A 17,104-nucleotide genomic window follows, 5' to 3' on the forward strand; every position below is an offset into this window, starting at 1 on the left:
ACATGCCTGCTATCCCTCTCGAGCATGGATTGGCCGTTGCCGGCATCCTGTTCTGCCTTGGTCTGGTCGGCCTGATGGTCCGCCGCAACATTTTGTTCGTGTTGATGAGTCTGGAAGTGATGATGAACGCCTCTGCACTGGCCTTCATCGTTGCGGGCGCCCGCTGGGCGCAACCGGATGGACAGATCATGTTCATCCTGGTGATCAGCCTTGCAGCCGCCGAAGCCAGTATTGGCCTGGCGATCCTGCTGCAACTGTATCGCCGCTTCCACACGCTCGATATCGACGCTGCCAGTGAGATGCGCGGATGAACCTACTCTTTCTGACTTTCGTATTCCCTCTGATCGGGTTCCTGTTGCTGTCGTTCTCGCGCGGCCGCTTCTCGGAAAATCTGTCGGCGCTGATCGGTGTCGGTTCCATCGGCCTGTCTGCCATCGTCGCGGCCTACGTGATCTGGCAATTCAACGTCGCTCCACCGGAAGGTGGCGTGTACGTCCACGTACTGTGGAAATGGATCTCGGTGGAAGGCTTCCAGCCGAACTTCGCCCTGTACCTGGATGGTCTGTCCGTGACCATGCTCGGTGTGGTGGTCGGCGTGGGTTTCCTGATCCACCTGTTCGCCTCCTGGTACATGCGCGGTGAAGCCGGTTACTCGCGCTTCTTCGCCTACACCAACCTGTTCATCGCCAGCATGTTGTTCCTGGTCCTTGGCGACAACCTGCTGTTCATCTACTTCGGTTGGGAAGGCGTGGGCCTGTGCTCGTACCTGTTGATCGGTTTCTACTACAGCAACCGCAACAACGGTAACGCCGCACTGAAAGCCTTCATCGTCACCCGTATCGGCGACGTGTTCATGGCGATCGGCCTGTTCATTCTGTTCCAGCAACTGGGCACGCTGAACGTCCAGGAACTGCTGGTGAAGGCGCCTGAGCACTTCAAGGTCGGCGATTTCTGGATCGTGCTGGCGACCCTGATGCTGCTGGGTGGTGCGGTCGGTAAATCGGCTCAACTGCCGCTGCAAACCTGGCTTGCGGACGCGATGGCCGGTCCTACCCCGGTTTCGGCACTGATCCACGCTGCAACCATGGTGACTGCGGGTGTCTACCTGATCGCCCGTACCCATGGTCTGTTCGCCCTGGCGCCGGACATCCTGCACCTGGTCGGCATCGTCGGCGGTGTGACCCTGGTACTGGCCGGTTTCGCCGCGCTGGTGCAAACCGACATCAAACGTATCCTCGCCTACTCGACCATGAGCCAGATCGGCTACATGTTCCTGGCGCTGGGCGTTGGCGCCTGGGAAGGCGCGATCTTCCACCTGATGACCCACGCCTTCTTCAAGGCCCTGCTGTTCCTTGCCTCCGGTGCGGTGATCGTTGCCTGCCACCACGAGCAGAACATCTTCAAGATGGGCGGCCTGTGGAAGAAACTGCCGCTGGCCTACGCCAGCTTCATCGTCGGTGGTGCCGCTCTGGCCGCCCTGCCGCTGGTGACCGCAGGTTTCTACTCCAAGGACGAAATCCTCTGGGAAGCGTTCGCCAGCGGCAACCACGGTCTACTTTACGCAGGTCTGGTCGGCGCATTCATGACGTCGCTGTACACCTTCCGCCTGATCTTCATCGCGTTCCACGGTGAAGCCAAGACCGAAGCTCACGCCGGTCACGGCATCGCTCACTGGCTGCCGCTGTCGGTGCTGATCGTGCTGTCGACCTTCGTCGGCGCCATGATCGTTCCACCGCTGCACGGCGTACTGCCTGAGAGCGTTGGCCATGCCGGTGGCGAAGCCAAGCACAGCCTGGAAATCGCCTCGGGCGCCATCGCCCTGGCCGGTATCCTGCTGGCGGCCCTGCTGTTCCTCGGCAAGCGTCGCTTTGTGACCGCGATCGCCAACAGCGGCATCGGCCGTCTCCTTTCGGCCTGGTGGTTCGCTGCCTGGGGCTTCGACTGGATCTACGACAAACTGTTCGTGAAGCCGTACCTTGCGATCAGCCACATGCTGCGCAAAGACCCGCTCGACCAGACCATCGGTCTGATCCCGCGCATGGCCAAGGGTGGTCACACCGCCCTGAGCCGTACCGAAACCGGTCAACTGCGTTGGTACGCTGCTTCGATGGCTGCTGGTGCCGTGTTGGTCATCGGCGCTGTCGTGCTGGTAGCGGTCTGATATGAACCTTGCGAATTTGCGAAAGGAAACGAGCCCGTCATGATTCTGCCTTGGCTAATCCTGATCCCCTTCATCGGCGGCCTGCTGTGCTGGATGGGTGAGCGCTTCGGCGCTACCCTCCCCCGCTGGATTGCGCTGATCACCATGTCCCTGCTGCTTGCCCTCGGCCTCTGGCTGTGGGCCCACGGCGATTACTCCTTTGCGCCGAAACCTGGCGCCGACCCGACCTGGGCGCTTGAGTTCAAGCACGTCTGGATCCAGCGTTTCGGCATCAACGTGCACCTGGCCCTCGACGGCCTGTCGCTGCTGATGATCCTGCTGACCGGTCTGCTGGGTATCCTGTCGGTACTCTGCTCGTGGAAAGAGATCCAACGTCACGTTGGCTTCTTCCACCTGAACCTGATGTGGATCCTGGGCGGCGTTGTCGGCGTATTCCTCGCCCTCGACCTGTTCATGTTCTTCTTCTTCTGGGAAATGATGCTGGTGCCGATGTACTTCCTCATCGCGCTCTGGGGTCACAGTTCTTCGGACGGCAAGAAAACCCGGATCTACGCTGCGACCAAGTTTTTCATCTTCACTCAGGCTTCCGGCCTGATCATGCTGGTGGCGATCCTGGGTCTGGTACTGGTCAACTACAACAGCACCGGCGTGATCACCTTCAACTACGCCGACCTGTTGAAGACCAAGATGTCGATGACCACCGAGTACATTCTGATGCTCGGCTTCTTCATCGCCTTCGCGGTCAAGCTGCCAGTGGTTCCGTTCCACTCCTGGCTGCCTGACGCTCACGCCCAGGCGCCGACCGCCGGTTCCGTCGACCTCGCCGGTATCTTGCTGAAAACCGCGGCCTACGGTCTGCTGCGTTTCGCCCTGCCGCTGTTCCCGAACGCCTCGGCCGAGTTCGCGCCGATCGCCATGACCCTCGGTCTGATCGGGATCTTCTACGGTGCGTTCCTCGCTTTCGCACAAACCGACATCAAGCGTCTGATCGCCTTCTCGTCCGTTTCCCACATGGGCTTCGTACTGATCGGCATCTACTCCGGCAGCCAACTGGCGCTGCAAGGTGCCGTGATCCAAATGCTGGCGCACGGTCTGTCGGCAGCAGCACTGTTTATCCTCAGCGGTCAGCTGTACGAGCGTCTGCACACTCGTGACATGCGTGAGATGGGCGGTCTGTGGTCGCGCATCGCTTACCTGCCGGCGATCAGCCTGTTCTTCGCAGCCGCCTCTCTGGGTCTGCCGGGCACCGGTAACTTCGTCGGCGAGTTCCTGATCCTGATCGGTACGTTCGCCAGTGCTCCATGGATCACCGCGATTGCCACCTCCGGTCTGGTGTTCGGTTCGGTCTACTCGCTGATCATGATCCACCGCGCTTACTTCGGTCCGTCCAAATCGGATTCGATCCTGCACGGCATGGACGGTCGCGAACTGATCATGGTGCTGGGCCTTGCGGTACTGCTGATTTACCTCGGCGTCTACCCGCAACCGTTCCTCGACACTTCTGCCGCCACGATGCATGGCGTGCAGCAGTGGCTCGGCATCGCCTTCACTCAACTCGCTTCGGCCCGGTAAGAGCGCTATGGAATTCACGATTCAACACTTTATTGCGCTAGCGCCACTGTTGATCACCAGCCTCACCATTATCGTGGTGATGCTGGCAATCGCCTGGCGCCGCAACCACTCGCAGACCTTCCTGATTTCGGTGGCGGGTCTGAACCTGGCCTTGCTGTCGATCCTGCCGGCCCTGAAAGTCGCGCCTCTGGCCGTGACCCCATTGCTGCAGATCGACACCTTTGCCTGCCTGTACATGGCGCTGATCCTGGTCGCCACCCTCGCCTGCGTCACCCTCGCCCACGCCTACCTCGGCGATGGCGGTTCGGGTTACCCGGGCAACCGTGAAGAACTGTACCTGCTGATCCTGATGGCCGCCGCCGGTGGCCTGGTTCTGGTCAGCGCGCAGCACCTGGCCGGGTTGTTCATCGGTCTGGAACTGCTGTCGGTGCCGGTCTACGGTCTGGTGGCCTACGCCTTCTTCAACAAGCGTTCGCTGGAAGCCGGCATCAAGTACATGGTGCTGTCGGCCGCCGGTTCCGCGTTCCTGCTGTTCGGTATGGCGCTGCTGTACGCCGACTCGGGTTCGCTGAGCTTCGTCGGTATCGGTCAGGCACTGGCTGCAACCGGCCTGCCAAGCTCGCTGGCGCAACTGGGCCTGGGCATGATGCTGATCGGTCTGGCGTTCAAGCTGTCGCTGGTACCGTTCCACCTGTGGACGCCGGACGTGTACGAAGGCGCTCCGGCACCAGTGGCCGCGTTCCTCGCCACCGCGTCGAAAGTGGCTGTGTTCGCGGTCATGGTTCGTCTGTTCCAGATCTCCCCTGCCGCAAGCAGTGGCGTACTGAGCAACGTGCTGACCATCATCGCCATCGCCTCGATCCTGTTCGGTAACCTGCTGGCCCTGACCCAGAGCAACCTCAAGCGTCTGCTCGGTTACTCGTCCATCGCGCACTTCGGCTACCTGCTGATCGCGCTGGTGGCGAGCAAGGGTCTGGCGGTCGAAGCCATCGGCGTGTACCTGGTCACCTACGTGATCACCAGCCTCGGCGCCTTCGGCGTGATCACCCTGATGTCCTCGCCATACAACGGCCGCGACGCAGATGCGCTGTACGAGTACCGCGGCCTGTTCTGGCGCCGTCCGTACCTGACCGCCGTACTGACCGTGATGATGCTGTCCCTGGCCGGTATCCCGCTGACCGCCGGCTTCATCGGCAAGTTCTACATCATCGCTACCGGTGTCGAGTCGCACCAATGGTGGCTGGTAGGTTCCCTGGTACTGGGCAGCGCCATCGGCGTGTTCTACTACCTGCGCGTGATGGTCACCCTGTACCTGATCGAACCAAACCTGCGCCGCCACGACGCCCAACTGCACTGGGAACAGAAAGCAGGCGGCGTGATGCTGCTGGCGATCGCTGTGGTTGCGTTCTTCCTCGGCGTCTACCCACAACCGCTGCTGACCCTGGTTCAGCAATCGGGTCTGGCGGGCTGATCGCTCAGCGATAGTTGGCTACAAACAGAAACGGCACCTTCGGGTGCCGTTTCTGTTTTTGTGGGATTTTCATTTTCAACGCCCTCCCCTTTTTAAGGAATTTGCCTTCAAAACGATGAGCAACGGCTGACATCACACAGTTGGCCTATGCCGTTAAATTCGAAAGTCACCCATCAAGTGGAGATCCAGGAAACATGAAGCGAGATATTTTTTCAGAGTTGATGGACGGCCTCGAGGCACTAGCCGAAAAACGCAAAGGCAAAGTCACCTTGAAAAAAACGCGTGCCCAACGGATCGGCGCCATGAAGGACAAACTCATACCTCCCAATGACTTCGACACCTCTCTACCAGAGGACGTGCTGGATACCTTCGAAAGATAGAAACGCACATTTGCATACATGGAACGATCAGACCAACCCTGTGTGAGTTTTGCCCGCACTAACCTCACAAAATTGTAATTCCCCAATCACCTCCGCGTTATCCGCCCCCTGCAACGATGTCACCCGACGACCATGCCGGCGGGCCTCTCCCGCCAGCGTAACAACGGCATCCACTGTTTCGCCTGTTCATCGAACAGGCGCCGAACGAGGTGTCATTGCGGGTTAGCAATCTCGGCGTGGGTATCGAGGCGCAGCACCTGCCGTATCTGTTCGACCGTTTTTACCGGGTCGACAGCAGCCGCACGCGGTCACAGGGCAGCACCGGTCCGGGGCTGGCCATCGTGCACTCGATCATGACCCTGCATCAGGGCTCTGCGAAGGTTCAAAGCCGTCCGGGCGCAATAAAAGTGTTCAGTCTGGTGTTTCCCGTGATGACGCCAAAAAAACCTTAAGGCCTCCGCTACTTTGTGCGTTGTTTTCTCAAGCTCCATCGGAAAAATCATCGCACAAGCGCGCCTTAAATCTGCCCCGACCTTTCAGTGAGAATTTGCATCGACCTTGCGCTGAAACATCGGACAGAACCAGGAAAAAAAACGCTGCCGAAAGTAACGCCCTATCATTTCATCGCCCGTTGCCATGTGCCTCTTCCCCTTTTAAATCAAGCCAATCCACTGACCCTGACGCGTCAATTCACCTTTTATCAGTACGTGTTTCGACACACGAAAATTCCGCGCGCGGAAACATCCGCACATTTTTGACCCCGTTATTGCCGCAGGCCTAGATTCGGTTCGTGCTTGAACTCGCTCACCCACAGAACCGTCAGGGGGAACACCTAATGAGCTACGTCAGCGACATCAAGACTGCGCGTCCTGCACCTCAAAGTCTCCAGACTGCGCAACCGGCATGACCTTTTCCCTGCACAGCCGAGGTTATTACCCGACCGGCGACGGCCATCAACTCTACTGGGAACGGCATGGTGTTCCGGGACACGAACCGGTGTTTTTCCTCCATGGCGGGCCCGGCGGACGTATCAGCCGCCACCATTTGCAGTTCTTCGAACCGGGTCGGTTCGACATCATCCTGTTCGACCAACGGGGCTGCGGGCGCTCGACGCCTTACGGCGAACTGCGGGACAACACTACCGGGCTGTGTGTCGAAGACATCCATGCCCTGCGCCAGCATTTCGGATTCGAAAAAATCAGCGTGCTGGGCGTGTCATGGGGCAGCTGGCTGGCGATCCAGTACCAGCAGCGATATCCGCAGCACTTGCTGAAAACCACACTGGTTTCGCTATTCGTGCCGTTTGCCGCCAATGTCCAGGCTTACGATCAGGCGCTCAATGACGGGCTGACGCAATCGCCAAAATCATCGCCCGGCCATCGCGCGAAGGACATCTACCGGATCCTCGGCGAAGGCTGTCCATCGCAACAACACCGCGCCGCCATCGAATGGTTGAACGCTGTTCTACGTCGCACAGGGCAGACGATTTGCCCCGACACTCTGGAGCGTTTCGTCGATCAGGAAGCGGTACTCGCGATCCGCCTCGAACTGCATTATCACCTGCAGAACTACTGCTTCTCGCCAAAGGATGAAGACCTGACTCTCGACGACAACACCCTGCTGATCCAGGGCATCCGCGACACCCATGGCATGGCCAGCGTGCGCTGGCTCAGACAACGCATGAACATCCACTGCCGTCTGTTGCACGCCGGGCACAACGCCTTTGAAAACGCCCTCCTCAAAGCGGTGCGCCGGGCGGTGAAACGTGAAATCGAGGGCTAAAAAAAACGGCACCCGAAGGTGCCGTTCCGTCCCGCAAAAGCGCTTACTTGCGTGCCGCCTCCCACGACTTGAGCAGTTCGTTGTAGCTCACGGTTTCGCCTTTCGGTTTCTCGTTGGCCAGCTTCGGTTTTGGTGCGCCCGGCTGGTCGAACCAGTATTGCGCGTCGCGCTCGGGGTTCATTTTCGGTGCGCACACCGCTTGGGCCTTGGAGCGCTCCAGACGGGTCATGATCGCGTCCTGATCCTTGGCCAGACCGTCGAGGGCCTGTTGCGGGGTCTTCTCGCCGCTGGCGGCCTCGGCGATGTGGCTCCACCACAGTTGTGCCAGGCGTGGATAATCCGGCACGTTGGTGCCGGTCGGCGTCCATTGCACGCGGGCCGGGCTGCGATAGAACTCGACCAGACCACCGAGTTTCGGCGCCAGATCGGTCATCGCTTGCGAGTTGATGTCCGATTCACGAATCGGCGTCAGGCCGACGATGGTTTTCTTCAGCGATACGGTTTTCGAAGTCACGAACTGCGCGTACAGCCAGGCCGCGAGTTTCTGTTTCTCAGGCGTGGATTTCATGAAGGTCCACGAGCCCACGTCCTGATAACCGAGTTTCATCCCCTCTTCCCAGTACGGTCCGCGCGGCGACGGCGCCATGCGCCATTTCGGCGTGCCGTCGGCGTTGACCACCGGCAGGCCCGGCTTGGTCATGTCGGCGGTGAAGGCGGTGTACCAGAAGATCTGCTGGGCGATGTTGCCCTGGGACGGCACCGGGCCGGACTCGGAGAAGGTCATGCCCGCCGCTTCCGGTGGCGCGTACTTCTTCAGCCAGTCGACATATTTGGTGGTGGCGAACACCGCCGCCGGGCCGTTGGTGTCGCCGCCGCGGGTCACGCTGGAACCGACCGGGTGGCAATCCTCGACGCGAATCCCCCACTCGTCCACCGGCAAACCGTTGGGAATGCCCTTGTCGCCGCCACCGGCCATGGAGAACCAGGCATCGGTGAAGCGCCAGCCCAGCGACGGGTCTTTCTTGCCGTAGTCCATGTGCCCGTAGATGCGTTTGCCGTCGATTTCCTTGACGTCTTCGCTGAAGAATTTGGCGATGTCTTCATAGGCCGACCAGTTCACCGGCACGCCCAGTTCATAGCCGTACTTTTCCTTGAACTTGGCTTTCAGGTCGGCGCGTTCGAACCAGTCGGCGCGGAACCAGTACAGGTTGGCGAACTGCTGGTCGGGCAATTGATAGATCTTGCCGTCCGGCGCAGTGGTGAAGGAGATGCCGATGAAGTCCTTGATGTCGAGGGTCGGCGAGGTGAAGTTCTTGCCTTCGTTGGCCATCAGGTCGGTGATCGATTCGGTCTTGCCGTAGCGAAAGTGCGTACCGATCAGGTCCGAGTCGTTGACCCAGCCATCGTAGATGTTCTTGTCCGACTGCATCACGGTCTGCATTTTTTCCACGACGTCGCCTTCCTGCAGCAGGTCGTGGGTCAGCTTGATGCCGGTGATTTCACTGAAGGCCTTGGCCAGCACCTTGGATTCATATTCGTGGGTGGTCAGGGTTTCCGAGACGACCTTGATGTCCATCCCGCGAAACGGCTCGGCCGCCTTGATGAACCACTTCAGTTCTTCGAGTTGCTGCTCGGCCGTCAGGGTCGACGGCTTGAACTCGCTGCCGATCCATTTTTTTGCGGCATCTTCGTAGGCGTCGGCCCAGGCGGACGCGCTCAAACCGCTGAGTGCCAGCATGGCTGCCAATGAAATGCTATGTCGCAGCTTATTTTTCTTATCGAACATAGAGACCTCCTGTTAGGTTTTCGGAGCACGATTGCCGAGCGATTCGACTAGCCCCAACGCATCACAGCCAACAGCCACACCAGGGACAACGCGGACGCTACCCAGATGCTCCAGTCGGTCACGCCGATTACCAGCAGATGCAGGTAGGCGCTGCCGAGAAGACCGATGAACAAGCGATCGCCACGGGTGGTGGCAATCGGCAGAAACCCTCGCCGCAAGATGCTCGGCGAGCGCAATTCCCAGGTGGTCATGCCCACCAGGATCAAACCGATCACGATGAAAAACGCCGCCGTCGGGACGGTCCAGCTCATCCATTCCATCATCAGTTCCTCAGACCCGGCCCAGGGCAAAGCCCTTGGCCACGTGGTTGCGAACGAACCAGATCACCAGCATGCCGGGGAGAATAGTCAACACCCCCGCCGCCGCCAGTACACCCCAGTCAATGCCGGATGCCGATACCGTGCGCGTCATCACCGCCGCGATCGGTTTGGCGTTCACCGAGGTCAGCGTGCGCGCCAGCAGCAGTTCGACCCAGGAAAACATGAAGCAGAAAAACGCCGTCACACCGATGCCGGAGCCGATCAGCGGAATGAAGATCTTCACGAAGAACTTGGGAAAGCTGTAGCCGTCGATGTAGGCGGTTTCGTCGATTTCCTTTGGCACACCGGACATGAAACCTTCGAGGATCCACACCGCCAGCGGCACGTTGAACAGGCAGTGCGCCAGCGCCACGGCGATGTGGGTGTCGAACAGGCCGATCGACGAATACAGCTGGAAGAACGGCAGCAGGAATACTGCCGGCGGCGCCATGCGGTTGGTCAGCAGCCAGAAGAACAGGTGCTTGTCACCGAGAAAGCGGTAGCGCGAAAACGCGTAGGCCGCCGGCAGCGCCACGGTCAGGGAAATGATCGTGTTCAGACTGACGTAGTACAGCGAATTGATATAGCCGGTGTACCAGCTCGGGTCGGTGAAGATCACCTTGTAGTTCGCCAGCGTGAAATCCTGTGGGAAAAGGGTCAGTCCGCCGAGGATTTCGGTGTTGCTCTTGAACGACATGTTCAGCAGCCAGTAGATCGGCACCAGCAGGAACAGGATGTAGAGCAGCAGGGGAATCAGCTTTCTTTTGCTCATGGCCGGGCCTCAGCGGTTGGCATCGTTGTGGGTCATGGCGGTATAGAACAGCCAGGACACCAGCAGGATGATCAGGAAGTACACCAGCGAGAATGCTGCCGCCGGCCCCAGGTCGAATTGGCCTACGGCCATCTGGGTCAGGGTCTGACTCAGGAAGGTCGTCGAGTTACCCGGCCCGCCGCCAGTGAGCACGAACGGCTCGGTGTAGATCATGAAGCTGTCCATGAAGCGCAGCATCACCGCGATCAGCAGCACGCTCTTCAACTTGGGCAACTGAATGTGCCGGAACACGGCCCAGGCCGAAGCCCGGTCGATGCGTGCGGCCTGGTAATACACATCGGGAATCGCCCGCAGCCCGGAGAAACACAACAGCGCCACCAGCGAAGTCCAGTGCCAGACGTCCATCACCAAAACCGTGACCCAGGCGTCCATGGTGTTGGCCGCGTAGTTGTAACTGATGCCCATGGCGTTGAGGCTCGACCCGAGCAGGCCGATGTCGGCGCGGCCGAAAATCTGCCAGATGGTGCCAACCACGTTCCATGGAATCAGCAACGGGATCGCCAGCACGATCAGCACCACCGACGACCAGCGACCCTTGGTCGGCATGGTCAGCGCAATGGCGATGCCGAGCGGGATTTCGATCAGCAGCACACACGCCGAGTAGATGAACTGACGCAGCAACGAGTCGTGCAGGCGCGGATCAAGCAGCACCTGCTTGTACCAGTCGGCACCGACGAAGTAGCGGCTGGACTGGTCGAAGATGTCCTGCACCGAATAGTTGACCACGGTCATCATCGGGATCACCGCACTGAAGGCCACCAGCAGGAACACCGGCAGCACCAGCCACCAGGCCTTGTTGTTCTGCACCTTGTTCATGGCTGTACCTCGCTGTCGGTGGCATCCAGCAGAAATTCGTCGGCGTAAACCATCAGCCACTGCGCCGGGAAACTGATGTACGCCGTGCCCTGCGGCACCGGTTTGTCCTCGGCCAGACGCACTTTCAGCGGCGCGCCATCCAGATCGAGGGTCATGATCTTGTAGGTGCCGAGGTCTTCGACGTGTACGACCCGCGCCTGCATCGCGTCATCAAACGGCTCGTCCCACACATGAATGAACTCGGGACGGATGCCGACCTTCAGATTTTTCCATTGCCCGTGTTCGATATGGCGCTGCAAGCCGTCGGACAGCGGCAGATGAGTCGAGTTGAAACCGACCCCGCCCGGTTGCGGCTGCACTTCGATCAGGTTCATCCCCGGACTGCCGATGAAGTAGCCGACAAAGGTGTGGCTCGGCCGCTCGAACAATTCCCGTGGCGTACCGAACTGGACGATCTGCCCGCCGTACATCACCGCAATCTTATCGGCGAAGGTCGACGCCTCCAGCTGATCGTGAGTGACGTAGACCATGGTGATGTTGAACTGCTCGTGGATCTGCTTGAGCTTGCGCCGCAGTTTCCATTTCAGGTGCGGGTCGATCACCGTCAGCGGCTCGTCGAACAGAATCGCCGAGACGTCATCGCGCACCAGACCACGGCCCATGGAGACTTTCTGTTTTTCGTCGGCGGTGAGGTTGCGCGCCTTTTTGCTCAGCAGGTTCTGCAGGTCGAGGACTTCGGCGATTTCCTGCACCTTGCTGTGCACTTTCGCCTCGGCCAGGCCCTGATTTCTCAAAGGAAAGGCCAGGTTGTCGAACACGGTCATGGTGTCGTACACCACCGGGAACTGGAACACCTGCGCGATGTTGCGCTTCTCCGGGGTCAGGTCGTTGACCGCTTTGCCGTCAAACAGCACATGGCCCTGGGAAGGACTGAGCAGGCCGGAAATGATGTTGAGCAAGGTCGACTTGCCGCAGCCCGAAGGGCCGAGCAACGCATAGGCGCCGCCCTGCTCCCAGATGTGGTCCATCTCGCGGATCGCGTAATCCTCGGGCCCGCTCGGAGTTTTGCTGTAGCTGTGGGCGAGGTGCTGCAAACGGATTTCAGCCATCAGGCAACCCTCGCGACACGCCGGCCCGGTGCCTGCACCAGACGGCCCTGCGCATCGAACACAAACAGTTTATGGGTCGGGATATAGATGCGGATCGGCGCATCGACGTCGTATTCGTGAACACCCGGCAGATGCAGCACCAGCAGGAAATGCTCGTTGCGCACGTGGAGGAAGGTTTCCGAGCCGCTGATCTCCGCCACCTCGACGGTCACCGCCAGTTCCAGGTCGTCATCGTTGCTCGGCACCAGCGAGATGTGGCTCGGGCGCACGCCAAAACGGAACTCGCCCTCGCCCACCGGCCGCAGATCGACGTTCAACGGAAAGTGTACGAAGTTGGCGAAACTCACTTCGTTGCCGGCGATGCGTCCCGGCATCAGATTGATCGGCGGCTCGGAGAACAGTTCGGCCGCCAGCACGGTTTTCGGCTGGTGATAGACCTCGGTCGACGGGCCGCTCTGGATCACCCGGCCTTCATGAAGAATGGTGGTGGTGCCGCCCAGCGCCAGCGCTTCGTTGGGTTCGGTGGTGGCGTAGATGGCGATGGTGTGGCGTGCCTTGAACAGCTCGCGCATTTCCTGGCGCAGTTCTTCGCGCAGTTTGTAGTCGAGGTTGACCAGCGGCTCGTCGAACAGAATCAGTTCGGCATCCTTGACCAGCGCCCGGGCCATGGCCGTGCGCTGTTGCTGGCCGCCGGAGAGTTCCAGCGGATAGCGCTTCAGAAACTTCTCGATGCGCAGCATCTTCGCGGTTTCCTGCACCTTGCTCTGGATCTGCTCGTTGGAGATCCCGGCCTGGCGCAGCGGCGAGGCGATATTCTCGAACACCGTCATGGTCGGGTAATTGATGAACTGCTGATAGACCATCGACACGTTGCGCAAACGCACCGGACGCTGGGTGACGTCGACGCCGTTCATCAGGATGCGACCGCTGTCGGGCTTGTCCAGACCGGCCATCAGACGCATCAGACTGGTCTTGCCGGACAGCGTGCGCCCGAGCAAAACATTGAAGGATCCAGGTTCGAATTTCAGGCTCGCATCGTCGATCCAGGTCTGGCCCTCGACGGTGCGGCTGACGTGCTCCAGGGTGAGTGACATGGCTCGGCCTTTTTATTATTGGAGTCAAGCGACCTGTCCTGTAGAGCGACATTCGTGCCAGAAACGGCAAGCCTTTGATTTACCGTCGAATTCGCTGCAAGCCACGCAAACCGTGGTTCGTAGCTGAACACAAATGAACAGTTACGAATGAACAATTGAACAGTCGGGCGATTGACAATGAACAATCGTGAACAACACTCTATGGATGCTTTTTGGCACGGATCCTGTGAGAGCGAGCTTGCTCGCGATGGCGGTATGTCATTCACCGTTGATGTAACTGACACATCGCTATCGCGAGCAAGCTCGCTCCCACAGAGATCTCAATAACAATAATAAAAATGCTGTATTCAGAGGCTGACTGCCATGGCCGCACCTGCCCCGCCGCTTTCCCACGATGCGATCGTCCAGGACTCCTGGTCCCGTTGCCGCGCCTTCGGTCTCAATCATCAAAGCGCCCCGGCTTTCGATCAGTTGCCCGCCGCCGGCATCGCGCAGTTGCTCGACCGTCATCATTCGCTGGTGCAGACCACTCACCAGGAAGTGCTGCCGTATTACGAGAACATCCTGAGCAACTCCAACTGCCTGATCATGCTGGCCGACAATCAGGGCCAGGTGCTGACTTCCTGGGGTACACAGCGCTTCATCGAGCCGAACCTGGCGCGCGGTTTTCAGGCCGGCGCCAGTTGGATCGAACGCGCCAGCGGCACCAACGCCATCGGCACGGCGCTGGCCTGCGAGCAGGCGGTGCACATCGAACACGATGAACACTTTCTCAAGGCCAACCGTTTCATGACCGGTTCCGCCGCGCCGATTTTCGATGCCGAGCGCAAGGTCATCGCCGTGCTCGATGTGTCCAGCGACAGTTATCTGCCGCCGTCGCACACCCTCGGCATGGTCAAGATGATGAGCCAGACCGTGGAAAACCGACTGATCCTCAACCTGTTCCACGGCCAGCACTTTCAACTGACCTTCAACACCGGGTTGAACAACCTCGACAGCCAATGGGCCGGGCTGCTGATCTTTGATGAGAGCGGTCAGGTGCTGTCGGCCAACCGCCGGGCCGACAATCTGTTGGGTGTGCGGTTGTCGCGGGTCAGTGTTGAAAGCCTGTTCAAGGTGTCGTTGCTGGAGTTGATCAATCAGCCGGACGGATTGCCGTTCGCCTTGCAGACTTCCGGGCGCAATCGTTTCCAGTGTTTGTTGAAACGGCCTAAACAGGCGCCGATTCAGGCGCGCGTCTTCACTGAAACAAGAACCGCTGAAGCCAGAACAGCCGAACCGAAAATTGCCGTACCGACGGCCATCAGCCTGAGCACGCTGCACTTCGGCGACAGCCGCGTGGAAAAAGCCGTGCGCCAGGCCGAGCGGCTGCTGGAAAAGGACATTCCGCTGCTGATTCACGGGGAAACCGGGGTCGGCAAGGAAGTCTTCGTCAAGGCCCTGCACCAGGCCAGCTCCCGCAGCAAACAGGCGTTCATCGCCGTCAACTGCGCGGCGATCCCCGCCGAACTGGTGGAGTCGGAGCTGTTCGGCTACGAGAAAGGCGCATTCACCGGCGCCAACCAGAAAGGCAGCATCGGCCTGATCCGCAAGGCCGACAAAGGCACGCTGTTCCTCGATGAAATCGGCGACATGCCACTGCCGACCCAGGCCCGCCTGTTGCGGGTGTTGCAGGAGCGCTGCGTGCAACCGGTGGGCAGCAGCGAGCTGTTTCCGGTGGATCTGCGGATCATCTCAGCCACCAACCGCTCGCTCAGGGAACAGGTGCAACTGGGGCGCTTTCGCGAAGATCTGTACTACCGCATCGGCGGTTTGACCCTGGAATTGCCACCGCTACGCGAGCGCAGCGACAAGCAGGCGCTGTTCAAACGGTTGTGGGAACAACATCGCGAGCCGTCGCAGTGGGCGGGATTGAGTCGCGAGGTGCTGGAACTGTTTGAACGGCACCCGTGGCCGGGCAATCTGCGTCAGGTCAGCAGTGTGATGCAGGTGGCACTGGCGATGGCCGAGGAACAACCGATTCGACCCGAGCATTTGCCGGACGACTTTTTTGTCGATCTGGAGATGGAGCCAGTAGAGGTGGCCGAGCCGTTGGGCATCGATCTGAACGATGCCGAGGCGTTGAACCGGGAGTTGCAGCTGGCCGGGGGCAATATTTCCCATCTGGCGCGAAGGTTGGGGGTGAGCCGCAATACCCTCTACAAGCGATTGCGGCAACTTGAGAACTGAGCACCCCACGTGATCATTCCCACGCTCTGCGTGGGAACGATCATGTCGAGTCGTCGAACGATCAATCGGTCAGAAAAACAAAAACCCGCACAAGGCGGGTTTTGTTTGTAACAGGTGCAGCAATCAGTCAGCCAGACGCCAGGTCGTGCCGCCCTTGCCGTCTTCCAGCACCACGCCCATGGCGGTGAGCTGGTCGCGGATGCGGTCGGATTCGGCCCAGTCCTTGCCGGCACGTGCCGCCAGACGCGCAGCGATCAGCGCCTCGACTTCGGCTGCATCGACACGCCCTTCGGCGCCGGCCTGCAGGAAGTCATCGGCTTCGAGCTGCAACACACCCAGCACGCTGGCCAGTTCTTTCAGGCGCGCCGCCAGACCGGCGGCTGCATCGAGATCGCTCTCGCGCAGGCGGTTGATCTCACGCACCATCTCGAACAGCACCGCGCAGGCTTCCGGCGTGCCGAAGTCGTCGTTCATCACCGTGGTGAAACGCTCGACGAACGCTTCGCCGCCAGCCGGCGCCACGTTGGGCAGGCCTTTCAACGCGTGGTAGAAACGCTCCAGTGCGCCCTTGGCGTCCTTGAGGTTGTCTTCCGAGTAGTTGATCGCGCTGCGGTAGTGGCTCGACACCAGCAGGTAACGCACGACTTCCGGGTGGTACTTGTCGAGCACGTCGCGAATGGTGAAGAAGTTGTTCAAGGACTTGGACATCTTCTCGCCATTGATACGGATCATGCCGCAATGCATCCACGCGTTGGCGTAGGTCTTGCCGGTGGCCGCTTCGCTCTGGGCGATTTCGTTTTCGTGGTGCGGGAACTCGAGGTCGCTGCCGCCGCCATGAATGTCGAAGGTCTCACCGAGGCAGCAGGTGGACATCACCGAGCACTCGATGTGCCAGCCCGGACGCCCGGCGCCCCACGGCGATTCCCAGCTCGGCTCACCCGGCTTGACGCCTTTCCACAGCACGAAGTCCAGCGGATCTTCCTTGGCTTCGTCGACCTCGATCCGCGCACCGATGCGCAGGTCTTCGATCTTCTTGCGCGACAGCTTGCCGTAGCCCATGAACTTGCCGACGCGGTAGTACACGTCGCCATTGCCCGGGGCGTAGGCGTAACCCTTGTCGATCAGGGTCTGGATCATCGCGTGCATGCCAGGGATGTGATCCGTGGCGCGCGGCTCCATGTCCGGCTTCTTGATGTTCAGGCGCGCTTCGTCTTCGTGCATCGCCGCGATCATGCGTTCGGTCAACGCTTCGAACGACTCGCCGTTCTCGTTGGCCCGGTTGATGATCTTGTCGTCGATGTCGGTGATGTTGCGCACGTAGGTCAGGTCATAACCGCTGAACCGCAACCAGCGGGTCACCAGGTCGAACGCGACCATGCTGCGGCCGTGGCCCAGGTGGCAGTAGTCGTACACGGTCATCCCGCAGACGTACATGCGCACCTTGTTGCCATCCAGCGGCTTGAAGACTTCTTTGCTCTTGGTGAGCGTGTTGTAGATCGTAAGCACGGTGTTT

14 protein-coding genes and 1 pseudogene are annotated in these 17,104 nt (G+C 59.9%); 8 read left to right on the forward strand and 7 right to left on the reverse strand.

Annotation, left to right across the window (positions count from 1 at the left end; genetic code table 11):
* The first annotated feature begins 2 nt into the window (after positions 1-2).
* The 7 genes and pseudogenes from nuoK (at position 3) to CAF63_RS25640 (ending at position 7,366) form a co-directional block, all read left to right on the forward strand.
* A complete protein-coding gene (gene nuoK, locus CAF63_RS25610) occupies positions 3-311 on the forward strand; it encodes an NADH-quinone oxidoreductase subunit NuoK (RefSeq protein WP_003180046.1) in 309 nt (102 codons plus the stop codon).
* Complete coding sequence (nuoL, locus tag CAF63_RS25615; RefSeq protein ID WP_085690006.1) at positions 308-2,161, forward strand: NADH-quinone oxidoreductase subunit L; 1,854 nt, start codon at positions 308-310, stop codon at positions 2,159-2,161. The genes nuoK and nuoL overlap by 4 nt, the downstream gene beginning before the upstream one ends.
* Before the next feature lie 39 nt (positions 2,162-2,200).
* The gene (gene nuoM, locus CAF63_RS25620) at positions 2,201-3,733 is read left to right on the forward strand and encodes an NADH-quinone oxidoreductase subunit M (protein WP_085690008.1); all 1,533 of its coding nucleotides are present in this window, start codon (positions 2,201-2,203) and stop codon (positions 3,731-3,733) included.
* 7 nt (positions 3,734-3,740) lie between these two features.
* Positions 3,741-5,204: an NADH-quinone oxidoreductase subunit NuoN gene (nuoN, locus tag CAF63_RS25625; protein WP_011334964.1), complete on the forward strand. Its 1,464-nt coding sequence runs from the start codon at positions 3,741-3,743 to the stop codon at positions 5,202-5,204.
* A 194-nt stretch (positions 5,205-5,398) separates the two neighbouring features.
* Positions 5,399-5,584, forward strand: coding sequence for a hypothetical protein (locus CAF63_RS25630; protein WP_085690010.1), 186 nt, complete (start codon positions 5,399-5,401; stop codon positions 5,582-5,584).
* Between the two features lie 182 nt (positions 5,585-5,766).
* Positions 5,767-6,036 (forward strand): annotated as a pseudogene (locus CAF63_RS25635) (ATP-binding protein); the annotation flags it as partial.
* A gap of 451 nt (positions 6,037-6,487) precedes the next feature.
* Complete coding sequence (locus CAF63_RS25640) at positions 6,488-7,366, forward strand: alpha/beta fold hydrolase (protein ID WP_085690012.1); 879 nt, start codon at positions 6,488-6,490, stop codon at positions 7,364-7,366.
* 43 nt (positions 7,367-7,409) lie between these two features.
* On the opposite strand, the gene CAF63_RS25645 is transcribed toward CAF63_RS25640, so the two are convergent.
* Genes CAF63_RS25645 through CAF63_RS25670 form a run of 6 tightly spaced genes read right to left on the reverse strand, consistent with a single transcriptional unit; the run spans position 7,410 to position 13,362 of the window.
* A complete protein-coding gene (locus CAF63_RS25645) occupies positions 7,410-9,152 on the reverse strand; it encodes an ABC transporter substrate-binding protein (protein ID WP_007951484.1) in 1,743 nt (580 codons plus the stop codon).
* Positions 9,153-9,199: 47 nt separating this feature from the next.
* On the reverse strand, positions 9,200-9,472 hold the full coding sequence (locus CAF63_RS25650; RefSeq protein WP_039767461.1) for a DUF2160 domain-containing protein: 273 nt from the start codon (positions 9,470-9,472) through the stop codon (positions 9,200-9,202).
* A 10-nt stretch (positions 9,473-9,482) separates the two neighbouring features.
* On the reverse strand, positions 9,483-10,283 hold the full coding sequence (locus tag CAF63_RS25655; RefSeq protein WP_007951486.1) for a carbohydrate ABC transporter permease: 801 nt from the start codon (positions 10,281-10,283) through the stop codon (positions 9,483-9,485).
* Positions 10,284-10,292: 9 nt separating this feature from the next.
* Positions 10,293-11,159 carry a carbohydrate ABC transporter permease gene (locus CAF63_RS25660; protein WP_007951487.1) on the reverse strand — a complete coding sequence of 289 codons (867 nt, stop codon included), beginning with the start codon at positions 11,157-11,159 and terminating at the stop codon, positions 10,293-10,295.
* On the reverse strand, positions 11,156-12,268 hold the full coding sequence (locus CAF63_RS25665; RefSeq protein WP_007951488.1) for an ABC transporter ATP-binding protein: 1,113 nt from the start codon (positions 12,266-12,268) through the stop codon (positions 11,156-11,158). The genes CAF63_RS25660 and CAF63_RS25665 overlap by 4 nt, the downstream gene beginning before the upstream one ends.
* Complete coding sequence (locus tag CAF63_RS25670; RefSeq protein ID WP_085690014.1) at positions 12,268-13,362, reverse strand: ABC transporter ATP-binding protein; 1,095 nt, start codon at positions 13,360-13,362, stop codon at positions 12,268-12,270. The genes CAF63_RS25665 and CAF63_RS25670 overlap by 1 nt, the downstream gene beginning before the upstream one ends.
* A 363-nt stretch (positions 13,363-13,725) precedes the next feature.
* Here CAF63_RS25670 and CAF63_RS25675 point away from each other — a divergent pair, with 363 nt between their 5' ends.
* Positions 13,726-15,591, forward strand: coding sequence for a sigma-54-dependent Fis family transcriptional regulator (locus tag CAF63_RS25675; protein WP_085690016.1), 1,866 nt, complete (start codon positions 13,726-13,728; stop codon positions 15,589-15,591).
* 123 nt (positions 15,592-15,714) lie between these two features.
* Here the strand turns inward: CAF63_RS25675 and cysS are convergent, their stop codons facing one another.
* Complete coding sequence (gene cysS / locus CAF63_RS25680) at positions 15,715-17,097, reverse strand: cysteine--tRNA ligase (protein ID WP_085690018.1); 1,383 nt, start codon at positions 17,095-17,097, stop codon at positions 15,715-15,717.
* Between the last annotated feature and the right edge of the window lie 7 nt (positions 17,098-17,104).

This window comes from Pseudomonas sp. B20(2017) (assembly GCF_002113125.1).
Lineage (GTDB): Bacteria > Pseudomonadota > Gammaproteobacteria > Pseudomonadales > Pseudomonadaceae > Aquipseudomonas.

What these genes read in the sequence shown, in the direction of transcription:
- nuoK (WP_003180046.1), top strand. Translation starts at nt 3, where the DNA reads ATGCCTGCTATCCCTCTCGAGCATGGATTGGCCGTTGCCGGCATCCTG.
- nuoL (WP_085690006.1), top strand. Translation starts at nt 308, where the DNA reads ATGAACCTACTCTTTCTGACTTTCGTATTCCCTCTGATCGGGTTCCTG.
- nuoM (WP_085690008.1), top strand. Translation starts at nt 2,201, where the DNA reads ATGATTCTGCCTTGGCTAATCCTGATCCCCTTCATCGGCGGCCTGCTG.
- nuoN (WP_011334964.1), top strand. Translation starts at nt 3,741, where the DNA reads ATGGAATTCACGATTCAACACTTTATTGCGCTAGCGCCACTGTTGATC.
- CAF63_RS25630 (WP_085690010.1), top strand. Translation starts at nt 5,399, where the DNA reads ATGAAGCGAGATATTTTTTCAGAGTTGATGGACGGCCTCGAGGCACTA.
- CAF63_RS25640 (WP_085690012.1), top strand. Translation starts at nt 6,488, where the DNA reads ATGACCTTTTCCCTGCACAGCCGAGGTTATTACCCGACCGGCGACGGC.
- CAF63_RS25645 (WP_007951484.1), bottom strand. Translation starts at nt 9,152, where the DNA reads ATGTTCGATAAGAAAAATAAGCTGCGACATAGCATTTCATTGGCAGCC.
- CAF63_RS25650 (WP_039767461.1), bottom strand. Translation starts at nt 9,472, where the DNA reads ATGGAATGGATGAGCTGGACCGTCCCGACGGCGGCGTTTTTCATCGTG.
- CAF63_RS25655 (WP_007951486.1), bottom strand. Translation starts at nt 10,283, where the DNA reads ATGAGCAAAAGAAAGCTGATTCCCCTGCTGCTCTACATCCTGTTCCTG.
- CAF63_RS25660 (WP_007951487.1), bottom strand. Translation starts at nt 11,159, where the DNA reads ATGAACAAGGTGCAGAACAACAAGGCCTGGTGGCTGGTGCTGCCGGTG.
- CAF63_RS25665 (WP_007951488.1), bottom strand. Translation starts at nt 12,268, where the DNA reads ATGGCTGAAATCCGTTTGCAGCACCTCGCCCACAGCTACAGCAAAACT.
- CAF63_RS25670 (WP_085690014.1), bottom strand. Translation starts at nt 13,362, where the DNA reads ATGTCACTCACCCTGGAGCACGTCAGCCGCACCGTCGAGGGCCAGACC.
- CAF63_RS25675 (WP_085690016.1), top strand. Translation starts at nt 13,726, where the DNA reads ATGGCCGCACCTGCCCCGCCGCTTTCCCACGATGCGATCGTCCAGGAC.